The following is a 26,632-nucleotide window of genomic DNA, read 5'->3' on the forward strand; positions in this document are numbered from 1 at the left end:
GTTTATAATTCAATATTGTTATCCCTTTTGGAGTCAGACAAAAAATAAGCATAAAAATTTGAAACTACTAATAAATCTAAAATCAAATATTGAGGTGAAACAATGAGTGCATTTACGAGCAAAGCGAAGAAGAGCTTAAGTGGACCTGTTGGTTTCCTTATAGTCGCTGTTGTTCTCTTTTGGATTAAAATCTATACAAGTTATATAGTAGAATTTGATCTTGGTATCACGAATACGATGCAAGAATTTTTACTTTTCATTAATCCAATCAGTTCAGCCGTTATTTTCTTCAGTCTTGCTTTATTAGCAAAGGGCAAACGTGCATTTAAATGGTTAGTTTTTATAAACATTATTCTATCCTTTGTACAGTATGCCAATATCGTTTATTATCGATTCTTTAACGACTTTATTACATGGCAAACATTAAAGCAGACAGAAAATCTCAATGTGGGCGATGGCGGTGGATTGCTCGGAAGTGTAATGGAGCTTTTACGCATTTATGATCCACTGTATTTCCTTGATACAATCATTCTTATTTTATTCATCGTTTATAAGAAATTCCAACCAAGTGAAGGCCGCTTGAAATTCCGTAAAACAGGGGCAGTTTTCGCATTTGGTGTAGGAATGCTTGTATTAAATGTTGTATTAGCCGAGATTGACCGTCCTCAGTTATTAACTAGAACATTCGACCGTAACTACTTGGTCAAATATCTGGGAACCTACAATTACACAATTTATGATGGATTAAAAACGATGAAGGTGAATGCCCAAAAAGCGTCAGCTGATTCCAGTGACCTAACAGAGGTTCAAAACTTTGTACAGGCAAACTATGCAGAACCAAATAAAAAGTACTTTGGAGCGGCTGAAGGAATGAATGTAATTTATATTCATTTAGAATCCTTCCAAAACTTCCTGATTGATTACAAGCTGCATGGAGAAGAAGTAACACCTTTTATCAACTCGCTTACAAAAGATAAGAATACACTTTACTTTGATAATTTTTATCACCAAACAGGGCAAGGAAAAACATCTGACTCAGAGATGCTGCTAGAAAACTCCTTGTTTGGCCTATCTCAAGGTTCAGCAATGACTACAAATGGTAATAATACGTATCAGTCAGCTGCTTCTATCCTTGAACAAGAAAAAGGGTATTCCTCTGCTGTATTCCACGGTAACTATAAATCATTCTGGAACCGTGATGAAGTTTATAAACATTGGGGTGTTCAAAACTTCTTTGACGCCAGCTATTATGACATGAAGGATGAAGATGTATTAAACTATGGCTTAAAAGACAAACCGTTCTTCGAGCAGTCTAAGCCTTTACTTGAATCCTTACCAGAACCGTTCTATACAAAGTTCATAACAGTATCTCACCACTTCCCTTATCCAATTTCTGAAGAGGATGCTACTATTGAAGCAGCAACTACAGGTGATGGATCTGTAGACCGTTATTTCCAAACGGCTCGTTATTTGGATGAATCAGTGGAAGAATTCGTGAATTATTTAAAAGAAACAGGTCTTTATGATCGTTCTGTCCTTGTATTTTATGGCGATCACTATGGTATATCTGATAACCATAATGAAGCGATGGCACAAGTACTCAATAAAGAGGAAATTACTAAGTATGACTCAGCCGAACTTCAAGAAGTACCATTAATTATTCGAGTTCCTGGTATGGAAGGCGGCGTCCAACATCAGTATGGTGGGCAGATCGATTTACTTCCTACACTTTTACACTTACTAGGTGTTGATTCAAAGAATTACATTCAACTTGGAACTGATTTACTATCAGAAGACCATACTGAAATAGTACCTTTTAGAAATGGTAACTTTATGAGTCCGAATGTAAAATATATTGATGGCAAGTACTATGATTCCACTGGAACACTTATTGAAGAAACTGAAGAGTATGCTCAAATGGGCGAATATGCCTCAACCATGCTCGCTATGTCCGATAAAATTATTTACGGAGATTTACTCAGATTCTATACTCCAGAAGGTTTCAAACCTGTAGACCCATCAAAATACAACTATAATATTAACGCTGCTGATGGTGAAACTACATCAACGAAGAGCGAAGAGTAAGCTAAAAGCCTCCAATTCCTAAAGAATTGGGGGCTTTCTTTTTTAATTAAATCTTACAATGTATATCTTGTTTCGCAGACCACGCTTACAGACTACATATCTGAATAACTTAAATGTCCCTAATTTGGGTACTATACACTCATATCTCCTTAAAGTCCAAGGTGATATAACTTATCTTTTATTCCAACTGAATTGTCAATAATACCAGCCTTTTCCCCCTACAATGAGTTAGTTAAATCGGAAAGTAATTCAGAACTGAAATCATTCTGCTTGTTATTATTTTGTAAATTCTATTTCTAAATATTACAGCTTTGTAAATATAACGTAAATATTAAATAAGTTGTATACGCTTTTATGTAAATATTACCTCTAAAAAAAGGTTTTTTCTTTTCATGTCTAAATAAAAGGTTTAGAATTAATTTTGCATTGTTAATCTTAATTATTATTATTATTTTCCGAAAGTGGAGGTCACTATGGTATTCAAATCAAAGAAAGATAAATTTGCGGTTATGCTTTTAAATATTTCGTCGAATTTAAAAGAAAGCTCTGATTACTTCGCAGATTATAAATTAAAAAATATCAGCGATTTAAAAATCTTCTCCGACACAATGAAGCAATATGAAACAACTGGAGATGATTATGTACATGAAGTGATCAAAGAGCTTAATAATGCTTTTATCACACCGATTGAGCGTGAAGATATATTGATGCTTGCCATGACAATGGATGATGTTCTCGATGGTCTTGAGCATTGTTCTGCGCTCTTTGAAATGTACTCTATTGTCAATGCAAATGAATATATGTTGAAATTTGTCGATGAAATTCGCAATGCCGCTCATGAAATTGACCGCGCTGTAGAATTACTAATGACTAAAAAATTAAATGACATTCGTCCTATTGCAATTAAAATAAAAGAACATGAATCTGATTGTGATACTCTGCATCGTCAATCTGTTAAACATCTTTTCCTTGTGGAAAAAGATCCAATCCGTATTATTCAATATAAAGAAATCTACGAGAACCTAGAAGAAATTGCGGATTATTGTCAGTCTGTGGCGAATACATTAGAAACAATCGTTATGAAAAACGCTTGATGAAAGGTTCTTAAACAATTATGGATACATTACTTTTAATTACAGTATTGATTGTAATATTGGCCCTATCCTTTGATTTCATCAATGGGTTTCATGACACAGCCAATGCAATCGCAACAGCTGTGTCAACAAAAGCATTAAAACCTAGGCATGCCATTTTAATGGCAGCCATTATGAACTTTGTTGGAGCCATGACTTTTACTGGTGTGGCAAAAACAATCACGAAGGATATTGTTGACCCATTTACACTGGAAAATGGTTCAATTGTTATTATGGCAGCTTTAATCTCAGCGATTGCCTGGAATTTAATCACTTGGTATTACGGTATTCCGAGTAGTTCATCACATGCCATTATCGGTTCTATTGCCGGGGCTGCAATTGCAGCAGCTGGATTTGGTGCGATACACTTCGACGGATTCCTAAAAATTATCTATGCTTTATTATTCTCGCCAGTTATTGCCTTTGTTGCTGGTTATATTGTTTACAGTATCTTTAAAGTAATTTTTAAAAATAATAATTTAACAAAGACCAATAAGAATTTCCGTTTCATTCAAATTGGTACTGCTGCTTTGCAGGCATACTCTCACGGAACAAATGATGCCCAAAAGGCAATGGGGATTATCACCCTTGCTTTAATCTCAAATGGCTTTACGTCATCTACTGACATTCCTTTATGGGTACAGATATCCTGTGCTGCCGCAATGGGGCTTGGAACGTCTATAGGCGGTTGGAGAATTATTAAAACAGTCGGCGGAAACATTATGAAGATTCGTCCTGTTAACGGTGTAGCAGCTGACATAACCTCTGCAGCTATTATCTTTGGAGCTACCTTTATTCATCTTCCTGTAAGTACCACTCATGTTATTTCATCATCTATTATGGGTGTAGGTGCTTCCCACCGTGTAAAAGGTGTTAAATGGAGTACAGCCAAGAAAATGGTCATAACCTGGGTTATTACGATGCCTATTTCGGCAGCATTAGCTGGTTTGATTTATCTTAGTTTAAATTTCTTTTTTTAAATAGAAATTTATTAATATAGAAAGAGATTGGAGAGTATTACGTTCGTAATCCCCTCCAATCTCTTTTTTGTTTTGTATTGAATCATCATATCATATGAATATTTCTTGTATAATGGAAGCAACAACCATTTTCGGTAAGGAGTCTTTCAATGGAGAATCAGTACTATTCCAAGGATTTTTTTAAAGGATTATATGGTAGCCTGCATGAATTTGCTGATCGAATCAGTTCTTTAATCACCTATCCAATCACCATTGAGGATGCCAATCATCGATTGCTGGCATATAGTGCTCATACCAATGTTACCGATCAAGCCCGTATTCTAACCATTATGGGCAGACGTGTACCTGAAAAAGTAATTAATGCTCTGTGGAAAAAAGGAATAATTCCCTTCCTACTTCAAAATGATCAGCCTATTATTGTTGACCCCCTTGATGATGTGGGACTTGGTAAAAGAATTGCTGTTTCAATACGTAAAAATGATGAGATTCTGGGGTTTATTTGGGCTCTTGAATCGGATACTGCCATCACGGATGAAAAACTATCCATACTGGCATTTGCAGCAAAGGAAGCAAAAAATCAGCTCTTACTTCTTCAGTCGCGCTTAAAAAGTCAGGAAGACAACTATCAGGAATTCTTTTGGAAACTTTTAACCGGACATTATCCTACTGAAAAGGAAATACTCGCAGATTTGGTTAAATTCCCATTTACATTATCGAAACATTATACGATTCTTGTATTTGAGTTCACATCCTCTATTGATATTGACTTGGATAAACAAATCGTCTATTTAATCAGTACAACACAAAAAGTATCTATTATCTTTCATACGATAGATCAAAATAAACTTATTCTTTTACTGAATACCAGTAAGAATCAATCTAAGGATTTGATATCATTCTTTATTCGATCCTTTAAGGCTGATATGAAGGAACGTTTTAACGTTACCATTTGTTCGGAAGGCTGCGGAAATGTATATTCTGACTATATTGATACCAGTAAGAGCTATTTAGAAGCTCTTGAGGTTATTAGTTTAAAAAAAAGATATACAGCTGAATTAACTAATGTTCAATGGTACGATGAACTTGGTCTTTATCAATACCTCCATATAATCAGTGAAAAACGAAGCAGCCAACCAAAACAACTCCCTACCGGTCTGAATATCCTAAAAAAATATGATGAACAACATCAAACACAGCTATATGAAACGTTAGAAATCTATTTAACAAATAATTCTAATCCTGCTTTTACTGCCAACACTCTGCATATACACCCTAATACTCTTTCTTACCGTTTAAAAAGAATAACAGAGATCAGCCAATATGATTTAAAGGATCATAAAATAACCTCTCATCTCTTAATCGAAATGAAATTATCTAAATATTAATCATATATATAAGTTCATAACCAAAAATTTTTTGAACGTTTTGTGAATTATCACAAAACGTTATTTTTAAATTTTCTGTTTTTAACATACTATTCAGATAAAATACGGATTATAATAATTGTACATTAGATAAGACTGGAGGATAAAACATGCTGATAGGAATCCCAAAAGAAATTAAAAACAACGAAAATCGTGTTGCCATAACTCCAGCAGGCGTTTTGACTTTGGTATCTGCCGGACATAAAGTCATGATTGAATCCTCAGCTGGAATGGGCAGTGGCTTTACAGATTCAGATTATGAGTCTGCAGGAGCTATAATATACCCAACAGCAGCAGAGGTTTGGACAAAAGCAGACATGATTATGAAAGTTAAAGAACCACTACCTGAGGAATACACTTATTTTCGTCCTGGTTTGATTTTATTCACTTACCTTCACTTAGCTGCTTGTCCAGAATTAACAAAAGCATTAGTTGATTCTGAGGTTTTTTCCATCGCTTATGAAACAGTTTCATCTGGAAAATCATTACCTTTATTAACTCCAATGAGTGAGGTAGCCGGCAGGATGGCTGTTCAGCTCGGTGCGCAATATTTAGAAAAGCCAGAGGGCGGCAAAGGAATCTTATTAGGCGGTGTTCCAGGGGTTAAAAGAGGAAAAGTAACCATTATTGGCGGTGGTGTAGTTGGTACGAATGCTGCCAAAATTGCCATCGGCTTAGGAGCAGAAGTTACCATTATCGATTTAAGCCCTGATCGTTTAAGGGAGCTTGATGATATTTTCGGCAACCAAGTGACTACCATTATCTCTAATCCATTTAATATTGCTGATGCTGTTGCTGAATCTGATTTGGTAATTGGTGCTGTTCTTATACCAGGTGCTAAGGCGCCAAAGCTTGTGACAGATTCAATGGTACAAGCTATGACTCCTGGTTCAGTGATTATAGACGTGGCAATCGATCAAGGCGGCATTTTTGAAACAGTCGACCATATTACCACACATGATTGTCCAACATATACAAAACATGGCGTGATTCATTATGCCGTAGCCAATATACCAGGTGCAGTACCAAGAACCTCTACGATAGCTTTAACAAATGTAACTATTCCATATGCCCTTGAGATTGCAAATAAAGGAGCAATCCAAGCTATTACGGATAATGCTGGCTTAGCTAAGGGGGTTAACACGCTTAACGGTTATGTTACCTATGAAGCGGTAGCCACAGATCTTGGATACACTTATAAGGCGATTAAAGATGCTATGAATCTGACAGCCGAAGAAAGCCTCAACTAAGAAACTGGATAATAAAAAACAGATGTAACGGTTTTAACCGTTACATCTGTTTTTTTGTTAGGTTCGTAAAAGGGGCATACTCATACAACGAGGACCTCCCCTGCCACGTGACAGCTCTGAACTTGGGATTTCGATAACTTCCACTCCAAAATCTTGAAGTAGCTTATTTGTTACTTGATTGCGATCATACGTAATTACAACTCCCGGCGCTATTGCCAGTGTATTGGATCCATCATTCCATTGTTCTCTCGGTGAAACGATATCATCTCCCCCACCACATGGAATTAAGGCCAGTTCCGATAAGTTCAATACTTCCTTCAAGGTATCTACTAAATTATATCTTCTTGATATTTGGATACCAGACTCATTTACCAGCTCCAAAATGAAGATATTCATCTGCCCATTTGTCCCTTCAATTTCCGGATGAATAGTGAACTTATCATAATCAACCATAGTAAACACTGTATCTAAATGCATAAATGCACGTTTTTTTGGAATCTCAACAGCCAGTACTTTTTTATAGGTCATAGAACTACTAAGCAGATTAAAGGCCATCCTTTCAATTGCCCGTGCTGATGTGCGCTCACTTACACCAATGGCCACAACCTCATCACTTAATACTAGAATATCCCCTCCTTCAATTGCAAAAGGCTCGGAACGATCGGACCAGTGTTTATAATCCTGTTTTTGATAATCAGGATGATGTTTCATAATAAATTCCCAAAATAGAGATTCCCTTTTCCTGGCCGCTGTAGACATTTTATGAATGGTCATTCCATCCCCTATGATTGCTGCAGGGTCTCTTGTAAAGTACAGATTTGGAAGGGGATCAATATAAAAAGGATAATAGGTTGATAGAAAATCATCCAGATGAACTTTTTTACGATCATCCAGTTCTTTTTTTAATACACCCTCCATAAATTTTCTGACTAACTCTGTATCTGTTAAGGATTCAAGGTATTCTTTAACCATTTCATAGCTTCCAACAAGATGATGTTTACTTTCGCGTAAAAAAGTATCTATTAACTGCAACTTGATTTCTGGAGAAGTAAATGACTCTTTAACCAAACTTTCCAAATAGATGACCTCAACATTTCGTTTTTCCAGCTCAGTTGCAAATTGATCATGCTCCAATTGCATCCTGGGAAGGAAGGGAATATCATCAAATAGCAATCTCTCCATATTTGAAGGAATTACATGCTCAATTTCTTTACCCGGCCTATGTAATAGTACTTTTTTAAGTTGGCCTATTTCAGATGAAATATGTAATTTGTTTTCTGTTTTAAACACTCCACCAATCCCCTTTGAAATACCATATTATATTTTATCTAGATATTTCCCCTTTTATAGGAAAACGTAATCCTATTACACCAAATTATTTATATCACACATCCATTTCCCTAATAATACTTTATTTGTAAATTTATTTCCAATAGTTTTATTTTCCTGAATCCGATTAAACACTTTTTTAATATAGTTATTTATGTTAATATAGATTTACAAACCAATGTATTTATATACAAAAAAGTTATTCTCATATTCATATCTTCAGCTTACTATGTGTAAAAACATTATTTAAAAATTAATAATTATTGAATATTTATGAATCTTTTTACTTCGCTAAAGCGTTAAAAAACTATTGTTATTTAGTTAAAATTTTTTTAAAATAATGTTTATGCGAAATGAAATAAGGAGAGGAAATAAAGATGTCAGTTAACACTCAAGCTCAGGAGCTTGGCAAGAAAAAGCATCCTCCTGGATTATATCTTTTATTCCTAACAGAAATGTGGGAAAGATTTAGTTATTACGGCATGCGTGCCATTTTAATCCTCTATTTAACTACTGAATTAGTCAGTGGCGGATTAGGGATTGATAATAAAACAGCTCTCAGTATCTATGGATTCTACACTGGTGCTGTTTACTTCACGCCGCTTGTCGGTGGATGGTTAGCAGACCGCTATTTAGGTCACCGTCTGTCCATCACGATTGGTGGGGTCTTGATGGCTTTAGGTAATATCGCGTTGTTCGCCCATCAAAGCCAAACATTCTTATACATTGGCTTAGCTCTATTAATCGCTGGTAATGGTTTCTTCAAACCAAATATTTCCACATTGCTTGGCCAATTATATGAAGGCAATGAATCTCGCCGTGACGCAGGTTATACAATTTTCTATATGGGTATAAATGTTGGTGCTTTCTTTGCTCCATTAGTCATCGGTTTTGTTTCGGAAGACTTATTTACTAAGACAATTGACGGTGTTATGACCTATGGCTACAAATATGGTTTCTTAATTTCAGCAATTGGTATGATCATTGGTCAATTACTATTTAACTTATTGGCTAACAAATATTTAGGTGATGCTGGTAAACGCCCAGCAGTTTCTGCAACAAAAGAATCTAAAGAAAAATCCAATGCTCCATTAACACGCAGTGAGAAACAACGTACATGGGTAATCATTATCATTACTTGCTTTGTTGTTTTCTTCTGGGCTGGTTTTGAACAAGCTGGAAGTTCGTTAACTCTATATACAAAAGACTTTGTAGATCGTGAAGTATTCGGTTGGACAGTGCCAGTATCCTGGTTCCAATCACTTAACCCATTATTCATCGTACTCTTGGCACCAATTGTATCTGCATTATGGGTTAAACTTGCAAGTTCCAAACGTGGTGACATCCCAGTTCCAACTAAAATGGCAATGGGTATGATTACGCTAGGTTTAGGTTATATCGTATTGTTATTTGCAATTTTCAAAACAGGTAATGATGCTGCAAGCATTCAACAAAAAGCAAGTATCATGTTCATCGTGGTAACATACTTCCTTCATACAATGGGTGAATTGTTCTTATCTCCAGTAGGACTTTCCCTTGTAAGTAGAATTGCTCCAGTTAAATTAGCGTCCTTGCTAATGGGTGTATGGTTAGCTTCTTCTGGTGTCGCTAACATTATTGCTGGACAATTAGCTGCTGTAACACAATCACTTGGATATTTTGAAGTATTCGCCCTTATCGGCGGTGTAGCAATTTTCTTCGGTCTAATTCTTTTAGCACTATCCAAGAAACTTGTTGCAATGATGGAAATAAAATAATTAACTTATAAAAAAGACTGACGCAAGGCACGATTTTCATCTGCCATAACGTCAGTCTTTTTTATTATATCAAACCTATACTCTCCATCTCTTTTTTAAAGAAACTTCTCTTTACATGAAATTCAGCCTTTTGTTTCAAACAAAAATGTTAAAACTGACCTAAGATCAATCGCTTCCTTCAATATACTCTTTATGAACGTTTATTATGAAAAGGTTTTTTGTTTGTGCTTATTTTGAATTGTCCACCCTGTTTTACTTTTAGCACGATGCCTTCATCGGTCACAATGTGAGGAACCACTTCAATTCCTTTTCGTCCTTCACGTAAAATGACTATTTTCTCAAGAGGAGCGGAAAGCTCTTCTTTAGGCAGACTAATGAATACATAGTTCGAGAAGTGAATGCTCTTACCATTTGTAGAAGCTCCAAAGATCAGTCGGTTTTTTTTCAATGAAAGACTCATTGTTAAAGTATTTGCATATTTTTCTTTAAACTCACTTGTATCAACCTGAATCTTTACACCGGTATTTGTGACTAATGTTACCTTTCCCACATCCGATGCCTTGATTGTATTCAACTGCTCTTCTGTAAAAGTAAACGAGAAACCATTTTTCTTCTTAGTCATAGTGGCTGTTAAATCTTCACTTGACCAGTTCCCGTTTGGTTTAGTGGTTGGAGGATATTTTTTCTTTGTAACCTTAAATAATCCCTCCTTCTCACTTGATGTTATTGGTCCCATGGGGCTTGCTGCCATCGCTAATTCAGCTCGATATCTGCCTGTATTCAATGATAATGGTAAGTCTTCAACAGATTGATAGAAATCCAGATTGGATTGTTCCACTACTATTTCACCTTTTTTATTATATATACGCAGTAATGGTTTTACACTTTCCGAACTGGCTTCAGTTACACCACTATGAGTTATCTGGTATTTCCCACTGTCTGTTGTCCCCACTTTTTCGACGATTTGCCCATTCGCCAAACGTTCATAAACAATCTCCTGATTTTCCGCGATGCTATAATCAGACGTCTTATTCACAATTACCGAACTAATGGTATTTCCATATTCATCTTGAATGGATGTATCGGCAGATAAAGGTTCACCTTGCTTCAGTTTGTTATCCTTTAAAGCAATGGAAGCCTTGAATTGGCCGCCTACCTTCCAGTTTACCTTTTCATCAGCGCTGAATGTTTGTGTACCTTTATATAAGAAGTAATTCCAGATATAATCAGTTGATTCTGGATCTCCATAACCAAGCTGTACCTGCAAGTCCATTTCCATATCAGCTGGCACATAGAATTTATGGCCAACTCGCAATGTTTTTGTAAATGCCGAGCTATATTGATTGTATGGATACAATATAGCTCCACGAACATCTTTGAAGTCTTCAGTATTTGCATCGATTTTAATTTCCGCTAATTCTTCCGTATTGAAGATAACTTGATTTTCATCGTCAGCTTTGATTTCTACATCGTTTTCTAAGAAATAATAGTTTGATTTTTCACCATCCGCATTTGGCAGGGTAACATAGCTGCCTTCGATGACAAATGAACCTGGCTCTAAGTAAACCGCTTCTTTTTTGTAACTTTGCAAGTTGTTTGCTGTGGGATATACGGTTACGCCATCTACTTCAACAGGCTTTTTAATCATCCAAAGCTTCGAAGAAACATTATCCAGTTTTTCACTGCCATCCATTGCAGAGATGGAGACTTTTTGCATATTGTCAGGGATGGTTATCGGAACAGAAAGTTCCTCAAGATCAGTAAATTGACGGAACAAATACGCAAACTCACCAGTCGATGTTGTGTACCGGATGATTGCAACGTTTCCATTTTCCTCTTGACTCAATTCAAGATTTGAAGGAACGGATAATACCTTCGTTGTAGAATCTGAATTCCGTCCAAATGCCTGTACCCACTGATATTCGCCATGTTCGTCTTTTTCCACTCGATTGATTGTCACGTATGTTGCTTTATTTTGATCTTGATCATCTTTTAATGTTACATTGACACCTGAATCTTGCATGTCGATGGTCATTGCCTTATTCAAACCATTCGGTGCAAGCGGGCTTGAATCCAATGTTAATGAAAGCTCATACTCACCGTTTGTCACTTTTGAACTATTCGGTACCCAGAAGGAATAAAAATAATAACTACGATTAGCTGGGTTTGTAGGGTTTTTCGTATAACTATTTAACATGATTTCGCCATCCGAAACCCTCTTTACTTGATAAACTGGATAAAGGTCACCAAAGTTTATCGCAGCTACGGTATTTTCCTCATCCATAATGACCGTTTCGCCAGTTTCAACATTCTTCTTGTACAATGCGTTTGTTGGGTCTACCGAACCACGGTACATCCCGACTAACATATTTCCGTATTCATCAGAGAATACTTGCTTAGTATAAATCGCACCATCTAACTTATAAGCCGTATATGGACTTGTACGCTCAATATATGTCAATCCGCGTTGTGCATAATACCGTTTTAATGACTCTTGATCCGGTAGGAATTCACTGATTTCAAGCGATCCACCAGCTTTAATGGATGTTTTTCCGCCTTTTTCAACCACAGCGGTTTGGTCATCATTCGTTAAAACATAAATCCAATTTTCACCGCCATCAGGATCTTTGACCTCTGCATCGACAATATAATCATATTCACCAGCTGTTACGAAAAATTTTTGGCCTGTTAATACTTCAGATGTACCAAAAATTTCAGACACATCTTCGTTATCCAAGTAAAGTACTGCATTTACAAGCTTTCCGTCTGAATTATCGATAGCGATTTCACCGGTTTCACGACTATCAAAGACCAATGACGATGTTTTACTCGTAATCGAAGCATCAGAGTTTGTTAAAAAGTACGTGTCTCCATCTTGTTTATAATAAGAGTAAAGACTGTATGCACCTTTATCCAAATACACAACAGGGGACTTTGTTGCATTTTCTTCATTGATTGCTGTATCGGCAGTAATATCCAATCCTTCTTCATCTTTCATCTTAATGAAGTATTGTGCCTCTTCAACGTTTTCACCATTTACACCAAGTGTTCTCAATGATACCGCTTGCGTTTTATCACTGGACAATTCCACTGTGCCGCTGCTGTTTACTTCACGTGAATACATGAACCATGCATTACCCTCTTCGGAATCAAATTTTCCTTGAACGACAACTGTAAGTTTTTTTAAATCTGTACCGACATGACTAGGTACACGAACAACTCCCTCAGAGTCTGTTGCACCGGACCAAAGTGATGAATAAGAATACTCGCCATCCTTCGCTTTCACTTTTTCGTACAACTGAACGGCCGCGCCTTTCGCGACAGTATCATTCGGTGTTTTCACACTGAACATATAACCGGATTGCGCTTCGTTAAGAACCTTTACAGAACGCTCAGCTTGAGTAATCTTATTTCCATTCTCATCATATGTAACAGCTATGATTTTATGTTCACCATCGGCAACCTGCGTTGTATCCCATTCTACAGAAACAGTAGTTGAGTCTGTATCGGAGACAGTGCCGATCAAGTTAGTTTCATCCGTTGTATCGATATAAAACCTTGTACTTACAACGTCTGTTACATTATTTAATTCTGCTTGAATAGCTGTTTTACCAATAACAATTGCATTCGCTTTTGGCAAGGTAAAGGATAAGGGAGAGATCGTTACATCATCAGATAAAGCAGCTAGTGCATCGACTTTTCCATAGCCTGTTTTTTCATCAAATCCTTCCACATTCATATCAACGGCTGTCGTTGTTAAAGCTTCTTCTACTGCCGTTGCAGTGGCTTCTGGATTTTCCAATTTATATAGTGCCGCTACTGCTGCTACATGCGGCGCTGCATAAGAAGTACCGGTACCTGTTTTGTAATAACCATTTTCATCGCCTAAATCCCCTGAAATCGATGTACTCAAAACACTTACACCAGGAGCCACAAGATCCAATGTACTACCATAGTTAGAACCCGCATACACTTGGTCTTTGGCGGCAATGGCACCAACTGAAATAACGTTCGGTAATGCTGCAGGATACGAAACATCTGCATTTCCGCCTCCGTTACCTGAAGCAGCTACAACAACAATTCCCGCTTCATGGGCTTGCTGTATAGCTTTATCGACCGATTCGCTATATTCTCCGCTAAAACTTAAGTTGATGACGTCTACCTTTTTCTCTATTGCATACTGGATTCCTCTCGCAATATTATAAGCATCACCAACACCCGATTTACTCATGACTTTAACCGGTAAAATTTTAACGTTGTTGTTGCCTGCTGCCCCAGCAATCCCCTTCTCATTATTGGAATTTGCTGCAACAATGCCGGAAACAAAGGTTCCATGGCCATTATCGTCCCCTGCGAATGTTTCTTCATATCCATCAACGAAAGTGGCAGCTTCTTCCGACACACGGCCTTCCAAGTCTTCATGAGAGCTTTGGACACCTGTATCCAAGACAGCCACTACTACGTCATCTCTATCTGTGTTCTCTACTGCTTCCCAAGCTTTTGGAGCATTGATTGCTTCTAAGTTCCACTGACTGTCAAAGTATGTATCATTAACTGTACCCTCAATTGAATAAATTGTGTTTTTTTCAACAAATTCCACATTATCCATTTCTTCTAGCTTTTCGATCGAAGTTTCAACATTTTCTTCCGACACTTTATAAAGAGCCATTTCATCCGTAGTCTCTACCACTTCTCCACCCAATTGTTCAACTTTCTCCACGGATTTGGCAGAACTTTTTTCATCTTTATATTTCACGATTATTTGTTCTTCACTAGCTTTCCCACCATAAGATACATTCGTTGCTGTATTCCCCTCTGATTCTATCAATTGGCCATTGTTGGCAGTGCCGATAGCAGGCACCTCAACTTGGGTCTTTTGCACTGTTTTAGCTGAAACTGTCCCAAGCGGCATAGCAAATGTGAACGCCACTGTAGCTGCTGTTAATCCTTTGAATAACTTTTTCCCCATCTTTAAACTCCTCTTTTCGTGTAAATAGATCTTAAGTCACAAAATTTTAAGTATTTTCAGAAAATTTTTCTTGAAACTAGATATCTTCCTCCTTTTACTTCTTCGATCTTACTCCCTAAAATTCCTAATCAACCTGATGACATGTACATCACTCAATACATAAATAACCATATATCAGTCATTTGCGGTTTAAATATTAGCAATACTGAGAATCATTGTCAATGATAATGATTCTCAGTTCGATAATTTTCTAATATATTTTTTAATGACGTTTGTCGAAAATATTTTTATGACATGTATAAAGTCCTATTTTTAAACTTTGAATTGACAATTGATAATGATTATCAATATCATATAGTTTGTATACTAGCAGATAATGACAATCATCCTTATTCTCCTACTTATCTATCACATTTAATTTTTGAATAGATAAAAAAGTATTATTAATAACTCGGTCTAATCAATCTAATATGTATATCAATTATTCATTACTTCAAAAATTGGCTGGGTAGGACACTAAGAAGGATTTTATTATCTCTACAATAACAATTTCTAGAGAGAAGGTTACAAATTATGAAATTTAAGTCTATAAAATTCAATATGATGTCAGCAGCTGTTTTATCAGCCTCCCTACTATTAGCTGGATGCGGTACAGAAGAAGAAACAGCTTCCACTGCAACACCGGCAGACCAAACAACATCGACTAAAACAACTGTTGCCGACTTGAAAACCGAAACGGATACTTATAAAACATTCGCTTTGGAACAAATGGATTCTTTTCTAGTCGAAACTGAAAAATTTGTTACTACGTTCCTGGATGGAGATATCGAAACCGCGAAAGCATTATATCCTGAAGCGCGCATGTTTTTTGAACGCTCTGAGCCAATCGCGGAAAGCTTCGGTGACTTAGATCCACGCATTGATGGCCGTCTGGCTGATATCCAGGAAGAAGGCAAAGGCGAAGAAGAATGGACTGGCTACCATAAACTTGAGTATGCATTATGGATTGAAAACACAACTAAGGGTTATGAAGAAGTCGCGAATCAATTATTAGCTGATACAAAGGAATTGCATGCATTAGTACAAACAGTCGAAGTAGAACCGGATTTAATGATTACTGGTGCTGTTGATTTATTGAACGAAGTATCCACTTCAAAAATTACAGGTGAAGAAGAAATTTACTCACATACAGACCTTTATGACTTTAAAGCAAATATTGAAGGGGCAGAAAAAATCTTCGAGATTTTACATGATAAAATCGAAGCAAAAGATGAAGCCTTGGTCACTACACTAGAAGAGAAATTCGCTAAGCTCGATGAATTATTATCAAAATATGAAACAGCTGATGGCGGCTATGTATCATACAATGAATTGACGAAAAAAGATACAAATGCATTAGCCACAGCCGTCAATCAACTAGGTGAACCATTGAGCCAAATGGGGATCATTTTAGAATAAGGGTGAGTATCGTTGTCTACTAACAAAATGACAAGACGCGAGATGTTGAAATTAACTAGCATCGGAGCAACAGGAATGGTTATCGGTGCAAGCGGATTGGGTTCCACGATGAATGCTTTAGGCTATGAGTTGCAACCTTCCTTGGATGATAACCAGTCTGTAAAAAACAAAATTGCATTTTATGGACGCCATCAATCCGGTATCACAAGCCCTTTACAAGGCCATATATACTTTGCCGCATTGGACGTTTTAGTAGAATCAAAAGAGGAATTGCGCCAATTATTTAAATTGTGGACATCTCTTACTGTTCGGTTAATGAATGGTGAACAAATCGTCGAACCTTCCACTAACGGTCACATCCCTCCCACTGATACTGGTGAAGCCATGGGAATCGATGCTTCTAACTTAACTATAACGTTTGGGGTTGGTCCTTCTCTATTCGATAATAAAAATCTTAACATTCAGCATTTAAGGCCGAAAGAATTGATGGATTTGCCGCATTTCCCAAAAGATCAATTAGATGAAGCATACAATGGCGGAGATATTTGCATACAAGCATGTGCCAATGATCCTCAAATAGCATTTCACGCCGTACGGAATTTGGTTCGTGCGGCAAACGGGAAGGTCAGAAGCAAATGGTCTCAATCTGGTTTTAATGCCATTCCACGCGATGGAAGTACACCGCGCAACTTATTTGCATTTAAAGATGGTACGGTTAATCCTGCCAAAAACAGTGAATATAATGATTCTGTATGGATTCAATCCGGTGAATCGAAAAGTTGGCTGGTAAATGGAACATATTTGGTTTATCGTCGCATTCAAATGCATTTGGAAACATGGGATCGGACCAGCTTACATCAGCAGGAGGCAACATTTGGCCGCTATCGTGAAAGCGGAGCGGCATTCGGTAAGAAAGATGAATTTGACGATTTTAATGAATTAGAGAAAGATGCAAATGGCAACTACATTGTTCCGGAAACATCCCATGTCCATCTTGCACGATTAGCAAAGCAAAAGATTCTCCGCCGTTCTTTTTCTTATTCTTCAGGCATTATGTCAAACACCGGGGCTTATGATGCTGGCTTACTGTTTATCTCGTTCCAAAAACATCCGCAACAATTTATCGACATTCAAAATAGTTTAGGCCGTAACGATAAATTAAATGAATATATTACACATCGAGGCAGCGCCATTTTTGCCTGCTTCCCTGGTGTTGAAAAAGGGAGTTATTTAGGTGAAGCGCTTTTTACAAATTTGTAGTTTTCTAGTTTGTATGCTTGTAGCTTTGCCAGCTTTAGCTGCAACATCCTACAGCTCTTTTTACATATCAATTAGTGATGCATTAATTAATGCAAAGCAAGGAAATGACGAACAAACCCAAAAAGCTATAGATAAGTTTGCAGAAAATTGGGCATCGGTGACTTCCGAACAGAAGGAAGCAAAAAGAGCTGTTGATGATGCACTAAACGCGGTACTTGAATCTTCAACACAAGAAGAACGGGTTAAGACAATCATGCAGCTATCAACAACTCTTTCTCAATTAGAAAAACTTGAAAATCCAGTTGATGAGGAAGCAGAACGGAAAGAGTTTGAAACGAAGTATACACCTTTTATGAGGCAATTTGAAGAAGCATTAGCCACGGACGACTATGAAAAGATTCTACCAGCATACAATGTTCTTAATGGAAAATGGAATCAATACGAACAGCCTGTACGTGATCAAAGTGTAGGTATGTATGGACAAATTGAAACACAGTTAGCTTTTATCCGCATCACATTGGCAAGCGAAGACCCAGACTTACCCCTTGTAGCAAGTCAATATGCAGCGTTTAAAGCGTCCATTGAACAATTTTTGGCAGGTGAAGATATTGCTGTTGAAGAAGGAAGTTACTCACTCCAAACGTTAATTAATCATATTGATGATGCCTTGCAGGCAATTGATATGGAAAAGTTTGACGAGGCCAGTGATGCTTTGACGGAATTCATTATTGTTTGGCCGAACATTGAAATGGAGGTTTCTACCCGCAACAGTTCCTTATATACAAACTTGGAAAGTGATTTACCAATTCTGGTCAGTGAATTAACGAAGGATACTATAGATACAGATTCGATCACTAACCAATTATCTAATTTCAAAACAGAAATCCAATTATTGCAGGAAGATAGCGATTATACTTTTTGGGATTCTGCATTGATCTTATTACGTGAAGGTTTGGAAGCACTTCTTATTATTATGGTACTCGTATCATTCCTGAAGAAATCGAATCAGGAGCACATGGCTCGATGGATTTATATGGGTGCTCTTTTAGGGGTCCTTGTATCTGCAGTAGCCGCTGTGGCATTATCGTTCATCTTTAATTCATTGACCGTTAATACGAGCCGCGAAATCTTGGAGGGCTATGTCGGACTAATTGCCGCTGCCATGATGATTGGGGTCGGGGGATGGCTTCATAACAAATCTAATGTTGCATCCTGGAACTCTTATTTATCGAAGCAAATGGGACAGGCCATCTCAAAACAATCTGTGTTTGCCATGGCTACTGTATCGTTTTTATCTGTTTTCCGTGAAGGAGCGGAAACTATTATTTTTTACGTGGGTATTGCCCCCAACATGCCGATGTTTGATTTTACCCTCGGTATTATCATTGCATTAGCCATTCTGGCTCTTGTTGCCTTTATATTATTCAAAATGAGTGTACGAATCCAAGTGCATAAATTTTTCTTTGTAGCCACCATTTTCATCTATGTATTGGCATTTAAAATCATCGGTTCAAGCATTCATACATTACAGCTCACCAATATATTGCCGACGACCGTCATTCACCAATTACCCGTGTTCAATCAAATTGGTTTTTATCCAACAGTTGAAACCATGGCCGGTCAACTCATTTTGATCCTTATTTATGTGACAATAGCAATTTATAATAAAACAAAAAATAGTAATACCAAGAAGTCCAGTTAAATCAGAAGACGCTAGAGGATAAATACCCTAGCGTCTTTATACTAAGCAATTTAATTATTTACTCCTTAAAGAGAAACATACTTTAATGAATCATACTTTCTGGTTTAAAGAATGACTGCAAAGCATGAAAGACATCTGCCTTTTGCTTCAATATATAGTGTTGAAACTTTTCATCTTTAATATTTTTATATGCGGACATTAATGTGGAATTACGATTGTATTGATTAACTTCACCATACCCAAACATATTAGATACTTCCATCAATTCTTCCACAAGTTTTATGCAACGAGGATTATCTGAAGTTAAGTTATCACCATCCGAAAAATGAAAAGGATAAATATTATAGCGTTCCATCGGATACTTTTGTTCAATTATTTCTAATGCTTTCCGATAGGCTGATGAACAAATCGTCCCACCGCTTTCACCTTTAGAAAAGAAATCCTCTTCGTCTACCACCTTTGCTTCTGTATGATGAGCAATAAATTCGATGTCAACTGTTTCATATTTCGTTCTCAAGAAACGTGTCATCCAAAAGAAAAAGCTACGTGCCATATATTTTTCCCAAAGCCCCATACTTCCAGAAGTATCCATCATAGCCAAAACGACTGCTTTAGATTCTGGCTTCACAACTGAATTCCATGTTTTAAACTTAAGATCATCTTGATAAATAGGTGTAAATCCAGGATTGCCACCCAGTGCATTTCTTTTAAATGCACTAATCATCGTTCGCTTCTTATCCACATTTCCCATTAAACCTGTTTTACGAATATCATTGAATTCGTAATGCTCAATGGTATGATCTCCCTGTTCCTTTTCTTTTAAGTTCGGTAATTCCAATTTTGCAAATAAGGCTTCCTCTATTTCCAATAAAGAAACTTCAGACTCAACATAATCCTCTCCTGCCTGATCTCCAGCTTCTCCTCCTTTTCCTGGCGCCTTTTGTCCACTTCCATCTCTTGCTACTACATCTCCAACCTGGGAATCTCCATCTCCCTGACCAACATGCTTGTTTTTATCATAATTATAACGAATCTTATATTCATCAAGAGAGCGTATCGGGATTTTTACAACATTCTTTCCATTGGACATAATAATGCTTTCCTCTGTTATTAGATCAGGTAGATTATTACGTATCGCTTCCTGTACTTTCTCCTGATGTCTTTGCTGATCATCAAAACCTTTTCGATGGAGGGCCCAATCTTCCTTTGAAATGGCGAACTGATGGCTATTGTTCTTATCCGACATCGTTTTTCCCCCTCCTATAACACATTTATCATAATACTCTAGATGTTAAATAGTCTTTTTTAGAATTTAATGTTTGATTACTCTATCCTATGCGTAAACTACAATTTATTGCCAAAATATTCTTAAAATAAGACAAAGTTTTGCTTATCCCCTTGTCATTTGGAATTATAGAATCTATAACCATCCTTATTACTGAGAATAGTTTAGTAAGTATTAACAAATGTAATATAGATTATGAGATTAAGGTTCAGATAAAGCCATTGAGAGTTATTAAAAGGGAAATTACTATCCTGAATATTATGGAGAAGTGCTAAATATGGAAGCTGAACGCAAAGAGTAATTTATCTTAAAAATTGACCAAGTATCCAGATTCCCTTCACCTCTATGTACCGAACCAACGATTTGGTGTTAGGCTATATATCTAATCAAAAGAAAAAAACGCTTAGTAATCTCCCCTACTGTCAAACAGAATATACAATGGGAGATGCCATTTACCAAGCGTTTTGTAAAACTACTACTATTTATTTATTTTCTGCCTCTTCTTCCTCATGTTGAACAGGATCAGGCTGCTTATTATATTCTTTGGATAATTCTTTATTTGTCCTTAGGTGCTCCATCTGTTTTCCAAGGTTTTTCATTTCTTCAAGATCCGGTGCCATCGAGCCATTTTCAGCAAGACTTTCAGCGATTGTATCTGCCTTTTCGTCTTTTTTCATCACTATCACCTCATAAGACCTATTCCCATCCTATCAACCTAATAAACATTTTTTCCCATTCTAAAGCCATAGAGAATACTTAGACTGAGCCTTCGTTCAGCCGTTTTAACTTTGTATCCGGCCAATCCTAGCCTTTATGCAGCCGATTCACGTCATAATCCAGCCAAACTAGTCTTTTATCCAGCCGATACCCTCGATATTTCAGCTAACCTAAGATAGGTGCCCTCATTAATCTTCAGAAAGCAACCTAAAAAGAACTATCCACAAGTCGAATACCTCGACATGTAAGATAGCTCTCCTTCGTCAATACTTATCTGTTCAACAAGCTGCCTACATAACGCAGAAGCTCATTTGCCGAGGTAGAATTATATCCATGTTCATCTATTAATCTGGCAACTACCTCGTTTACTTTCTTCAATTGACTTTCATCTGGAGTTTTAGAGGAGGTTGTAATTTTAACGACATCCTTCAAGTCAGCGAACAGTTTCTTCTGTATTGCTTCCCGTAAACGGTCATGAGAATTATAATCGAACCGCTTTCCTTTACGGGCATATGCAGAAATTCGAATTAAAATTTCTTCCCTAAACGCTTTCTTAGCATTCTCAGAAATTCCAATTTGCTCTTCAATAGATCGCATTAATTTTTCATCAGGATTGATTTCCTCACCTGTTAGGACATCACGAAGTTTTGACTTATTGCAGAATGCCTCCACATTATCCAAATAATTATTCATCAAGGTTTTGGCTGATTCCTCATAGGAATAAACGAATGCCTTTTGTACTTCCTTCTTCGCGATATCATCGTATTCTTTTCGTGCAAGTGAGATATAATTCATATACCGTTCTTTCAACTCGGCTGTAATGGAAGCATGCTGATCCAATCCTTCTTTTAGGGAACGCAATACATCCAGTGCATTAATCGAAGGTGTTTCTTTTCTAATAATAGTTGAAGATATTCGGTTAATGACATAACGCGGATCGATGCCGCCCATCCCTTCATCCGAGTGTTCCTTCTTCAATTCTTCTACATCTGCAGAATTAAAGCCTTCCACGTTTTCTCCATCATATAGCCTCATTTTCTTAACAAGATCAATATCACCTTTTTTTGGATCTTTTAATCTGCTAAGAGTAGTAAACATGGCTGCAACCCTTAAAGTATGCGGAGCAATATGAACATTCGATACATCACTGTCATGAATCATTTTTTCATAGATTTTTTCTTCCTCGGATACTTTCAGGTTGTAAGGGACTGGCATTACGATAATCCTGGAATGCAGGGCTTCATTCTTTTTATTGGAAATAAAGGAGCGATATTCTGTTTCATTAGTGTGCGCTATAATTAATTCATCGGCACTGATCAACGCAAATCGGCCAGCTTTAAAATTACCCTCCTGAGTCAAAGAAAGCAGGTGCCACAGGAATTTTTCATCACACTTCAGCATCTCCTGGAATTCCATCATCCCGCGATTCGCTTTGTTTAACTCACCATCAAATCGATATGCGCGCGGATCGGACTCTGACCCATACGTAGCAATCGTAGAAAAGTCGATGCTTCCAGTTAAATCTGCAATGTCCTGTGATTTCGGATCAGATGGACTAAATGTCCCTACTCCAATCCGCTTATCTTCTGAGAGGAATATCCTTTCTACCAGCATATCTTCAATACGGCCACCATATTCCTGTTCCAACCTCATCAAATTTAGAGGTGAAAGATTACCTTCAATCCTGATTCCATACTCCTCAAAGAAATCATTACGTAAATGTGCCGGTATTAAATGCAATGGATCTTCATGCATCGGGCAACCCTTTATCGCATAAATCGCTCCCCGATCCGTCCGTGAATATCGTTCTAATCCGCGTTTCAAAAGCGTTACTAAGGTCGATTTACCACCACTCACAGGCCCCATTAGTAGCAAAATACGTTTTCGCACATCTAATCGTTTAGCAGCTGGATGAAAATATTCCTCTACAAGGCGCTCAAGTGACTCCTCGAGGCCAAATAATTCATCTTTAAAAAAGCTGTATTTTTTCTTCCCATCAACAATTTCTACACCTGCATCCTTAATCATGTTGTAAACCCTGGAATGAGCTGATTGAGCTACTAAGGGTGTTTTCTTTAATAATTGCAAATAATCACCGAATGTCCCTTCCCACTTCAGCTTTTCCTCTTCTTCTCTAAATTGTTCTATTTTTTTAATGATATCCATTCAGTATTAATCCTCCCCTAGCTGTGATTCAGCTGCTACTAATACTGTATGCACGTATATAGTCAAACATGTGTAAGCCCCTTAAGAATCCATAATGAATTACCAATTTATAATTTTCTAAAATATTCTTAGTGGAGAAAAAATTAACTTATATGGTATACTTTTTCCAAAGCATTCATACAAGGAGGATCATCCAATGAAACTTGCCATTATTATTGCCGTATCCCTAGCATTCCTCGCAGCCATCTTCACCGGCGGCTACAATGATAAAACTAACTAAAAAGCTGAAGGGCCTTGATCAGCCGACAAGCATAAGATGAGGTGCGTAGGGAGAGCGCTTTTATCTCCCGTAGCAGCCACACTTATGTCTCGAGCGGCTAGGCCCTGAAGCTAGATTAACTAAAAGGCTGAGACGACTTGTCAGGCCTGACAAGCATAAGGATAGGCACGTAGGGAGGCGCTTTTCCCTCCCGCAGCGGCTATCCTTATGACTCGAGGGATTAGGAGTTGAAGCTAGATTAACTAAAAAGCTAAGACGGCTATATTAAGGAACGAAGACTAAATACGCCACGTCCTGTGGCAACGTCTTCATGACCTACATCGTGTAGGCCCGCGAGGAGCATAAGACAGGGGCTTGGAAGGAGGTGTTCTTCCTCCTGCAGAGACCATGCTTATGTCCTGAGCTTCTAGCCGTCGAAGCTGGATTAACTAAAAAGCTGAAACGACTGCATTAAGGAACAAAGACTAAAATAATCATGTCCCATAGCAACAAAACACAAAATACCCCTCACTTTTATCTCAAAGTGAAGGGTATTTTGTGTTTTTATTTATTTGAGCGCAAAGTGTTTAGATTTAACAAAATCCATCATAAATTCACGTTGTTTACTAGTTAACATACCAACGACTTGCTCTGTCCATCTATCTTGTCTCAATCCGTTTGTACGCTCATTATAGTAAGCAGAGATAATTTCGTTGTATTCTTCGAGTTCTGCTTGCTTGTCCTTGTATTCATTCTCATGAAAGACTGCTTTCAGCGGTAAGCGCGGTTTAAGATCAGATTCATGATCTGGATAGCCAATAGCCATTCCAAAGAGTGGAATAACACGATCAGGCAATTTTAAAAGCTCAGATACCTTTTCGATATTGTTCCGTATACCACCGATGTAACAAATACCAAGATCCATAGACTCAGCTGCAATAGCAGCATTTTGTGCAGCCAAGGCTGTATCAATTAACGCAATCATGAATGTTTCCATGCTTTCCAGATTGTGATCCATATTCATACCTTCCATATCAGCAGCCATCTTATGGCGATGATAATCGGCGCAAAACATTAGAAAATATCCATTGTGTTCAACATACGATTGTCCACCTGCCAGCTCCGCTAATTGTCTCTTCTTACTTTGATCACTGACCCCAATGATTGAATAAGCTTGAACAAAACTCGATGTGGATGCAGACTGGGCTGCACTTATAATTGTTTCAACCTGCTCCCTTGAGAGAGATTTTTCTTTAAATTTACGAATCGATCGGTGATTATTTAATAGGTTAATCGTTTCATTCACTGGACTCAGCTCCTTTATAACGTAGTACAAATATAACAAATTATAGAAGTGTTATCTAAAATTTTGTTTAACTCTTTATAAAACAAAAACTTCTCTAGAAAGAGAAGTTATGTCAAATGAATATAATTTTGTTGGCGTAAAGCTTCATAGATAACAATTGCTGCTGTATTCGATAAATTAAGCGAACGAACATGAGTATCATTCATAGGTAAACGCAATCCTCTTTCAGGATGTTCCTCTAATAAATGCTTTGGCAGACCTGTCGTTTCTCGGCCGAAGATAAAGTAGTAATCTTTATTGGTATCTTCATATGAGATATCACTATGATAATTCTTCGCAAATTTTGTGATATAAAAGAACTCTCCACCACTGTTCTTTTCAAAAAATTCTTCAATTGAAGCATAATAAATAATAGTTACATGCTCCCAATAATCAAGGCCGGCACGCTTTAAAGCTTTATCGTCAGTGGAAAAGCCCAAAGGACGGATTAAATGCAGGGTTGTATCTGTAGCTGCACATGTACGGGCAATATTCCCCGTATTTGCCGGGATTAATGGTTGGTATAAAACAATATGTAAAGACACTTTTCCTCACCTCTGGTTAGTATAAGCAGCCTTCATTATAACACTATTTCTCTTTTTCCAAAAATGGAAGACCTAATTCGTTATTATATGAAAATATTTATATTGGATATTAGGCGTATAGGCAGTAGAATCTTCATAATTCCAGTATCTCATACGGCTGTTCGTTGTATGAGCATTCACCAAAGGGTAGCCATATTCATCCTTTCCGGTCACAATCGTATTATGATTAAACCTGCCATCCCCTTCAAAATCATAACAAATAATATCTCCAATCATTAATTGGGAAGGATTCTTTACTTCCTTCGTCCAAGAAGCTGCCTTTAACATGAGCATAAAAGCATGTGCCACTGTCCAACTAAAGCTCCAATTGCTTTTCCCTTCTATCCACCACCCCTTTGAACGATTAGGTTTACCCCACATCGGTATACCACCGGCATATAAACATTGAGATATAAAATTCGTACAATCATCGGTGAATTGTGGATAGGTGAGATTAAAGGAATTCCACCATCTCTCGGCGTATTGAACCGCCTTTAACCGATTATAGGCAATCTTGGCACGCGAGGAAGTAAGATCTAAACTCCTCAGGAGGTCTTGTTCCATTATTTGAGGCTTAACATTTAATTTCTGATCTATCAAGAGTTTAGTTTCTTTAAAGGAAGCTTTACGAAGCTCCACATGTTCTTCCATGTAAAATTGTGTCCCTTGCTTCATTACAAGCTTCCAATGAGTCTCATATATAGCATCGACGACATCTTCCCGCTCCTTGATTTTTTTCACATGCCCTTTTGCCATGACCTTCACTATTTCTCCATTGCGTTTACGCATGCCTTCCTGCTTCTTCAATAAGGTTTCCATATTATCTGTCTTATTTGAGGATGTATTCTCTTTGAGTTTTTGTATCCTCTCCTCGACCAGTTTTTGCAGTTTCTCTTTCATCCATTCATCCACTCCTTCTCTAAAAAGTA

The 26,632-nt window shown here is 37.3% G+C and carries 17 protein-coding genes; 9 read left to right on the forward strand and 8 right to left on the reverse strand.

Going from position 1 to position 26,632, the window contains the following annotated elements; all coding sequences use genetic code 11:
- The first annotated feature begins 102 nt into the window (after positions 1-102).
- From ltaS to ald, 5 genes are all read left to right on the forward strand, one after another.
- A complete protein-coding gene (ltaS, locus tag FHY47_RS16510; protein WP_066102731.1) occupies positions 103-2,085 on the forward strand; it encodes a lipoteichoic acid synthase in 1,983 nt (660 codons plus the stop codon).
- A gap of 473 nt (positions 2,086-2,558) precedes the next feature.
- Positions 2,559-3,179 (forward strand): DUF47 domain-containing protein, encoded by a 621-nt coding sequence (locus FHY47_RS16515; protein ID WP_066102736.1) that lies wholly within the window; start codon positions 2,559-2,561, stop codon positions 3,177-3,179.
- Between the two features lie 20 nt (positions 3,180-3,199).
- Entirely contained in the window at positions 3,200-4,198 is a 999-nt protein-coding gene (locus FHY47_RS16520) for an inorganic phosphate transporter (RefSeq protein WP_148631166.1), read from the forward strand.
- Positions 4,199-4,347: 149 nt separating this feature from the next.
- Positions 4,348-5,583 (forward strand): PucR family transcriptional regulator, encoded by a 1,236-nt coding sequence (locus FHY47_RS16525; RefSeq protein WP_148631168.1) that lies wholly within the window; start codon positions 4,348-4,350, stop codon positions 5,581-5,583.
- A 149-nt stretch (positions 5,584-5,732) separates the two neighbouring features.
- Positions 5,733-6,872 carry an alanine dehydrogenase gene (ald, locus tag FHY47_RS16530; RefSeq protein WP_066102745.1) on the forward strand — a complete coding sequence of 380 codons (1,140 nt, stop codon included), beginning with the start codon at positions 5,733-5,735 and terminating at the stop codon, positions 6,870-6,872.
- A gap of 57 nt (positions 6,873-6,929) precedes the next feature.
- Here the strand turns inward: ald and arcA are convergent, their stop codons facing one another.
- The gene (arcA, locus tag FHY47_RS16535; RefSeq protein ID WP_148631170.1) at positions 6,930-8,162 is read right to left on the reverse strand and encodes an arginine deiminase; all 1,233 of its coding nucleotides are present in this window, start codon (positions 8,160-8,162) and stop codon (positions 6,930-6,932) included.
- 416 nt (positions 8,163-8,578) lie between these two features.
- On the opposite strand from arcA, the gene FHY47_RS16540 reads away from it, so the two are divergent.
- Complete coding sequence (locus FHY47_RS16540; RefSeq protein WP_077247996.1) at positions 8,579-9,958, forward strand: peptide MFS transporter; 1,380 nt, start codon at positions 8,579-8,581, stop codon at positions 9,956-9,958.
- 190 nt (positions 9,959-10,148) lie between these two features.
- Here the strand turns inward: FHY47_RS16540 and FHY47_RS16545 are convergent, their stop codons facing one another.
- The gene (locus FHY47_RS16545) at positions 10,149-14,927 is read right to left on the reverse strand and encodes a S8 family peptidase (RefSeq protein WP_148631172.1); all 4,779 of its coding nucleotides are present in this window, start codon (positions 14,925-14,927) and stop codon (positions 10,149-10,151) included.
- Between the two features lie 573 nt (positions 14,928-15,500).
- Here FHY47_RS16545 and efeO point away from each other — a divergent pair.
- Genes efeO through FHY47_RS16560 form a run of 3 tightly spaced genes read left to right on the forward strand, consistent with a single transcriptional unit; the run spans position 15,501 to position 19,347 of the window.
- On the forward strand, positions 15,501-16,385 hold the full coding sequence (gene efeO / locus FHY47_RS16550; protein ID WP_175354246.1) for an iron uptake system protein EfeO: 885 nt from the start codon (positions 15,501-15,503) through the stop codon (positions 16,383-16,385).
- 27 nt (positions 16,386-16,412) lie between these two features.
- Entirely contained in the window at positions 16,413-17,645 is a 1,233-nt protein-coding gene (gene efeB / locus FHY47_RS16555) for an iron uptake transporter deferrochelatase/peroxidase subunit (RefSeq protein ID WP_066102869.1), read from the forward strand.
- Positions 17,620-19,347 carry an FTR1 family iron permease gene (locus FHY47_RS16560; RefSeq protein ID WP_148631174.1) on the forward strand — a complete coding sequence of 576 codons (1,728 nt, stop codon included), beginning with the start codon at positions 17,620-17,622 and terminating at the stop codon, positions 19,345-19,347. Before efeB ends, FHY47_RS16560 begins: the two co-directional genes overlap by 26 nt.
- Before the next feature lie 82 nt (positions 19,348-19,429).
- On the opposite strand, the gene yhbH is transcribed toward FHY47_RS16560, so the two are convergent.
- The 6 genes from yhbH to FHY47_RS16590 all read right to left on the reverse strand — a co-directional run bounded on the left by yhbH (position 19,430) and on the right by FHY47_RS16590 (position 26,603).
- Positions 19,430-20,593: a sporulation protein YhbH gene (gene yhbH / locus FHY47_RS16565; RefSeq protein ID WP_066102758.1), complete on the reverse strand. Its 1,164-nt coding sequence runs from the start codon at positions 20,591-20,593 to the stop codon at positions 19,430-19,432.
- Positions 20,594-21,114: 521 nt separating this feature from the next.
- Positions 21,115-21,309 (reverse strand): hypothetical protein, encoded by a 195-nt coding sequence (locus tag FHY47_RS16570; RefSeq protein ID WP_066102759.1) that lies wholly within the window; start codon positions 21,307-21,309, stop codon positions 21,115-21,117.
- A 310-nt stretch (positions 21,310-21,619) separates the two neighbouring features.
- Positions 21,620-23,515, reverse strand: a complete 1,896-nt coding sequence (locus FHY47_RS16575) for a PrkA family serine protein kinase (protein ID WP_066102762.1) — start codon at positions 23,513-23,515, stop codon at positions 21,620-21,622.
- A gap of 827 nt (positions 23,516-24,342) precedes the next feature.
- The gene (gene nfsA, locus FHY47_RS16580; RefSeq protein WP_148631176.1) at positions 24,343-25,080 is read right to left on the reverse strand and encodes an oxygen-insensitive NADPH nitroreductase; all 738 of its coding nucleotides are present in this window, start codon (positions 25,078-25,080) and stop codon (positions 24,343-24,345) included.
- 107 nt (positions 25,081-25,187) lie between these two features.
- Positions 25,188-25,664 (reverse strand): tRNA (uridine(34)/cytosine(34)/5-carboxymethylaminomethyluridine(34)-2'-O)-methyltransferase TrmL, encoded by a 477-nt coding sequence (trmL, locus tag FHY47_RS16585; RefSeq protein ID WP_148631178.1) that lies wholly within the window; start codon positions 25,662-25,664, stop codon positions 25,188-25,190.
- 72 nt (positions 25,665-25,736) lie between these two features.
- Complete coding sequence (locus tag FHY47_RS16590; protein WP_148631180.1) at positions 25,737-26,603, reverse strand: amidase domain-containing protein; 867 nt, start codon at positions 26,601-26,603, stop codon at positions 25,737-25,739.
- Positions 26,604-26,632 lie beyond the last annotated feature (29 nt).

It is taken from the genome of Bacillus sp. E214 (assembly GCF_008087365.1).
In the GTDB taxonomy this organism is placed as follows: Bacteria; Bacillota; Bacilli; order Bacillales; family Pradoshiaceae; genus Pradoshia.

What these genes read in the sequence shown, in the direction of transcription:
- ltaS (WP_066102731.1), top strand. Translation starts at nt 103, where the DNA reads ATGAGTGCATTTACGAGCAAAGCGAAGAAGAGCTTAAGTGGACCTGTT.
- FHY47_RS16515 (WP_066102736.1), top strand. Translation starts at nt 2,559, where the DNA reads ATGGTATTCAAATCAAAGAAAGATAAATTTGCGGTTATGCTTTTAAAT.
- FHY47_RS16520 (WP_148631166.1), top strand. Translation starts at nt 3,200, where the DNA reads ATGGATACATTACTTTTAATTACAGTATTGATTGTAATATTGGCCCTA.
- FHY47_RS16525 (WP_148631168.1), top strand. Translation starts at nt 4,348, where the DNA reads ATGGAGAATCAGTACTATTCCAAGGATTTTTTTAAAGGATTATATGGT.
- ald (WP_066102745.1), top strand. Translation starts at nt 5,733, where the DNA reads ATGCTGATAGGAATCCCAAAAGAAATTAAAAACAACGAAAATCGTGTT.
- FHY47_RS16540 (WP_077247996.1), top strand. Translation starts at nt 8,579, where the DNA reads ATGTCAGTTAACACTCAAGCTCAGGAGCTTGGCAAGAAAAAGCATCCT.
- FHY47_RS16545 (WP_148631172.1), bottom strand. Translation starts at nt 14,927, where the DNA reads ATGGGGAAAAAGTTATTCAAAGGATTAACAGCAGCTACAGTGGCGTTC.
- efeO (WP_175354246.1), top strand. Translation starts at nt 15,501, where the DNA reads ATGAAATTTAAGTCTATAAAATTCAATATGATGTCAGCAGCTGTTTTA.
- efeB (WP_066102869.1), top strand. Translation starts at nt 16,413, where the DNA reads ATGACAAGACGCGAGATGTTGAAATTAACTAGCATCGGAGCAACAGGA.
- yhbH (WP_066102758.1), bottom strand. Translation starts at nt 20,593, where the DNA reads ATGTCGGATAAGAACAATAGCCATCAGTTCGCCATTTCAAAGGAAGAT.
- FHY47_RS16570 (WP_066102759.1), bottom strand. Translation starts at nt 21,309, where the DNA reads ATGAAAAAAGACGAAAAGGCAGATACAATCGCTGAAAGTCTTGCTGAA.
- FHY47_RS16575 (WP_066102762.1), bottom strand. Translation starts at nt 23,515, where the DNA reads ATGGATATCATTAAAAAAATAGAACAATTTAGAGAAGAAGAGGAAAAG.
- FHY47_RS16590 (WP_148631180.1), bottom strand. Translation starts at nt 26,603, where the DNA reads ATGAAAGAGAAACTGCAAAAACTGGTCGAGGAGAGGATACAAAAACTC.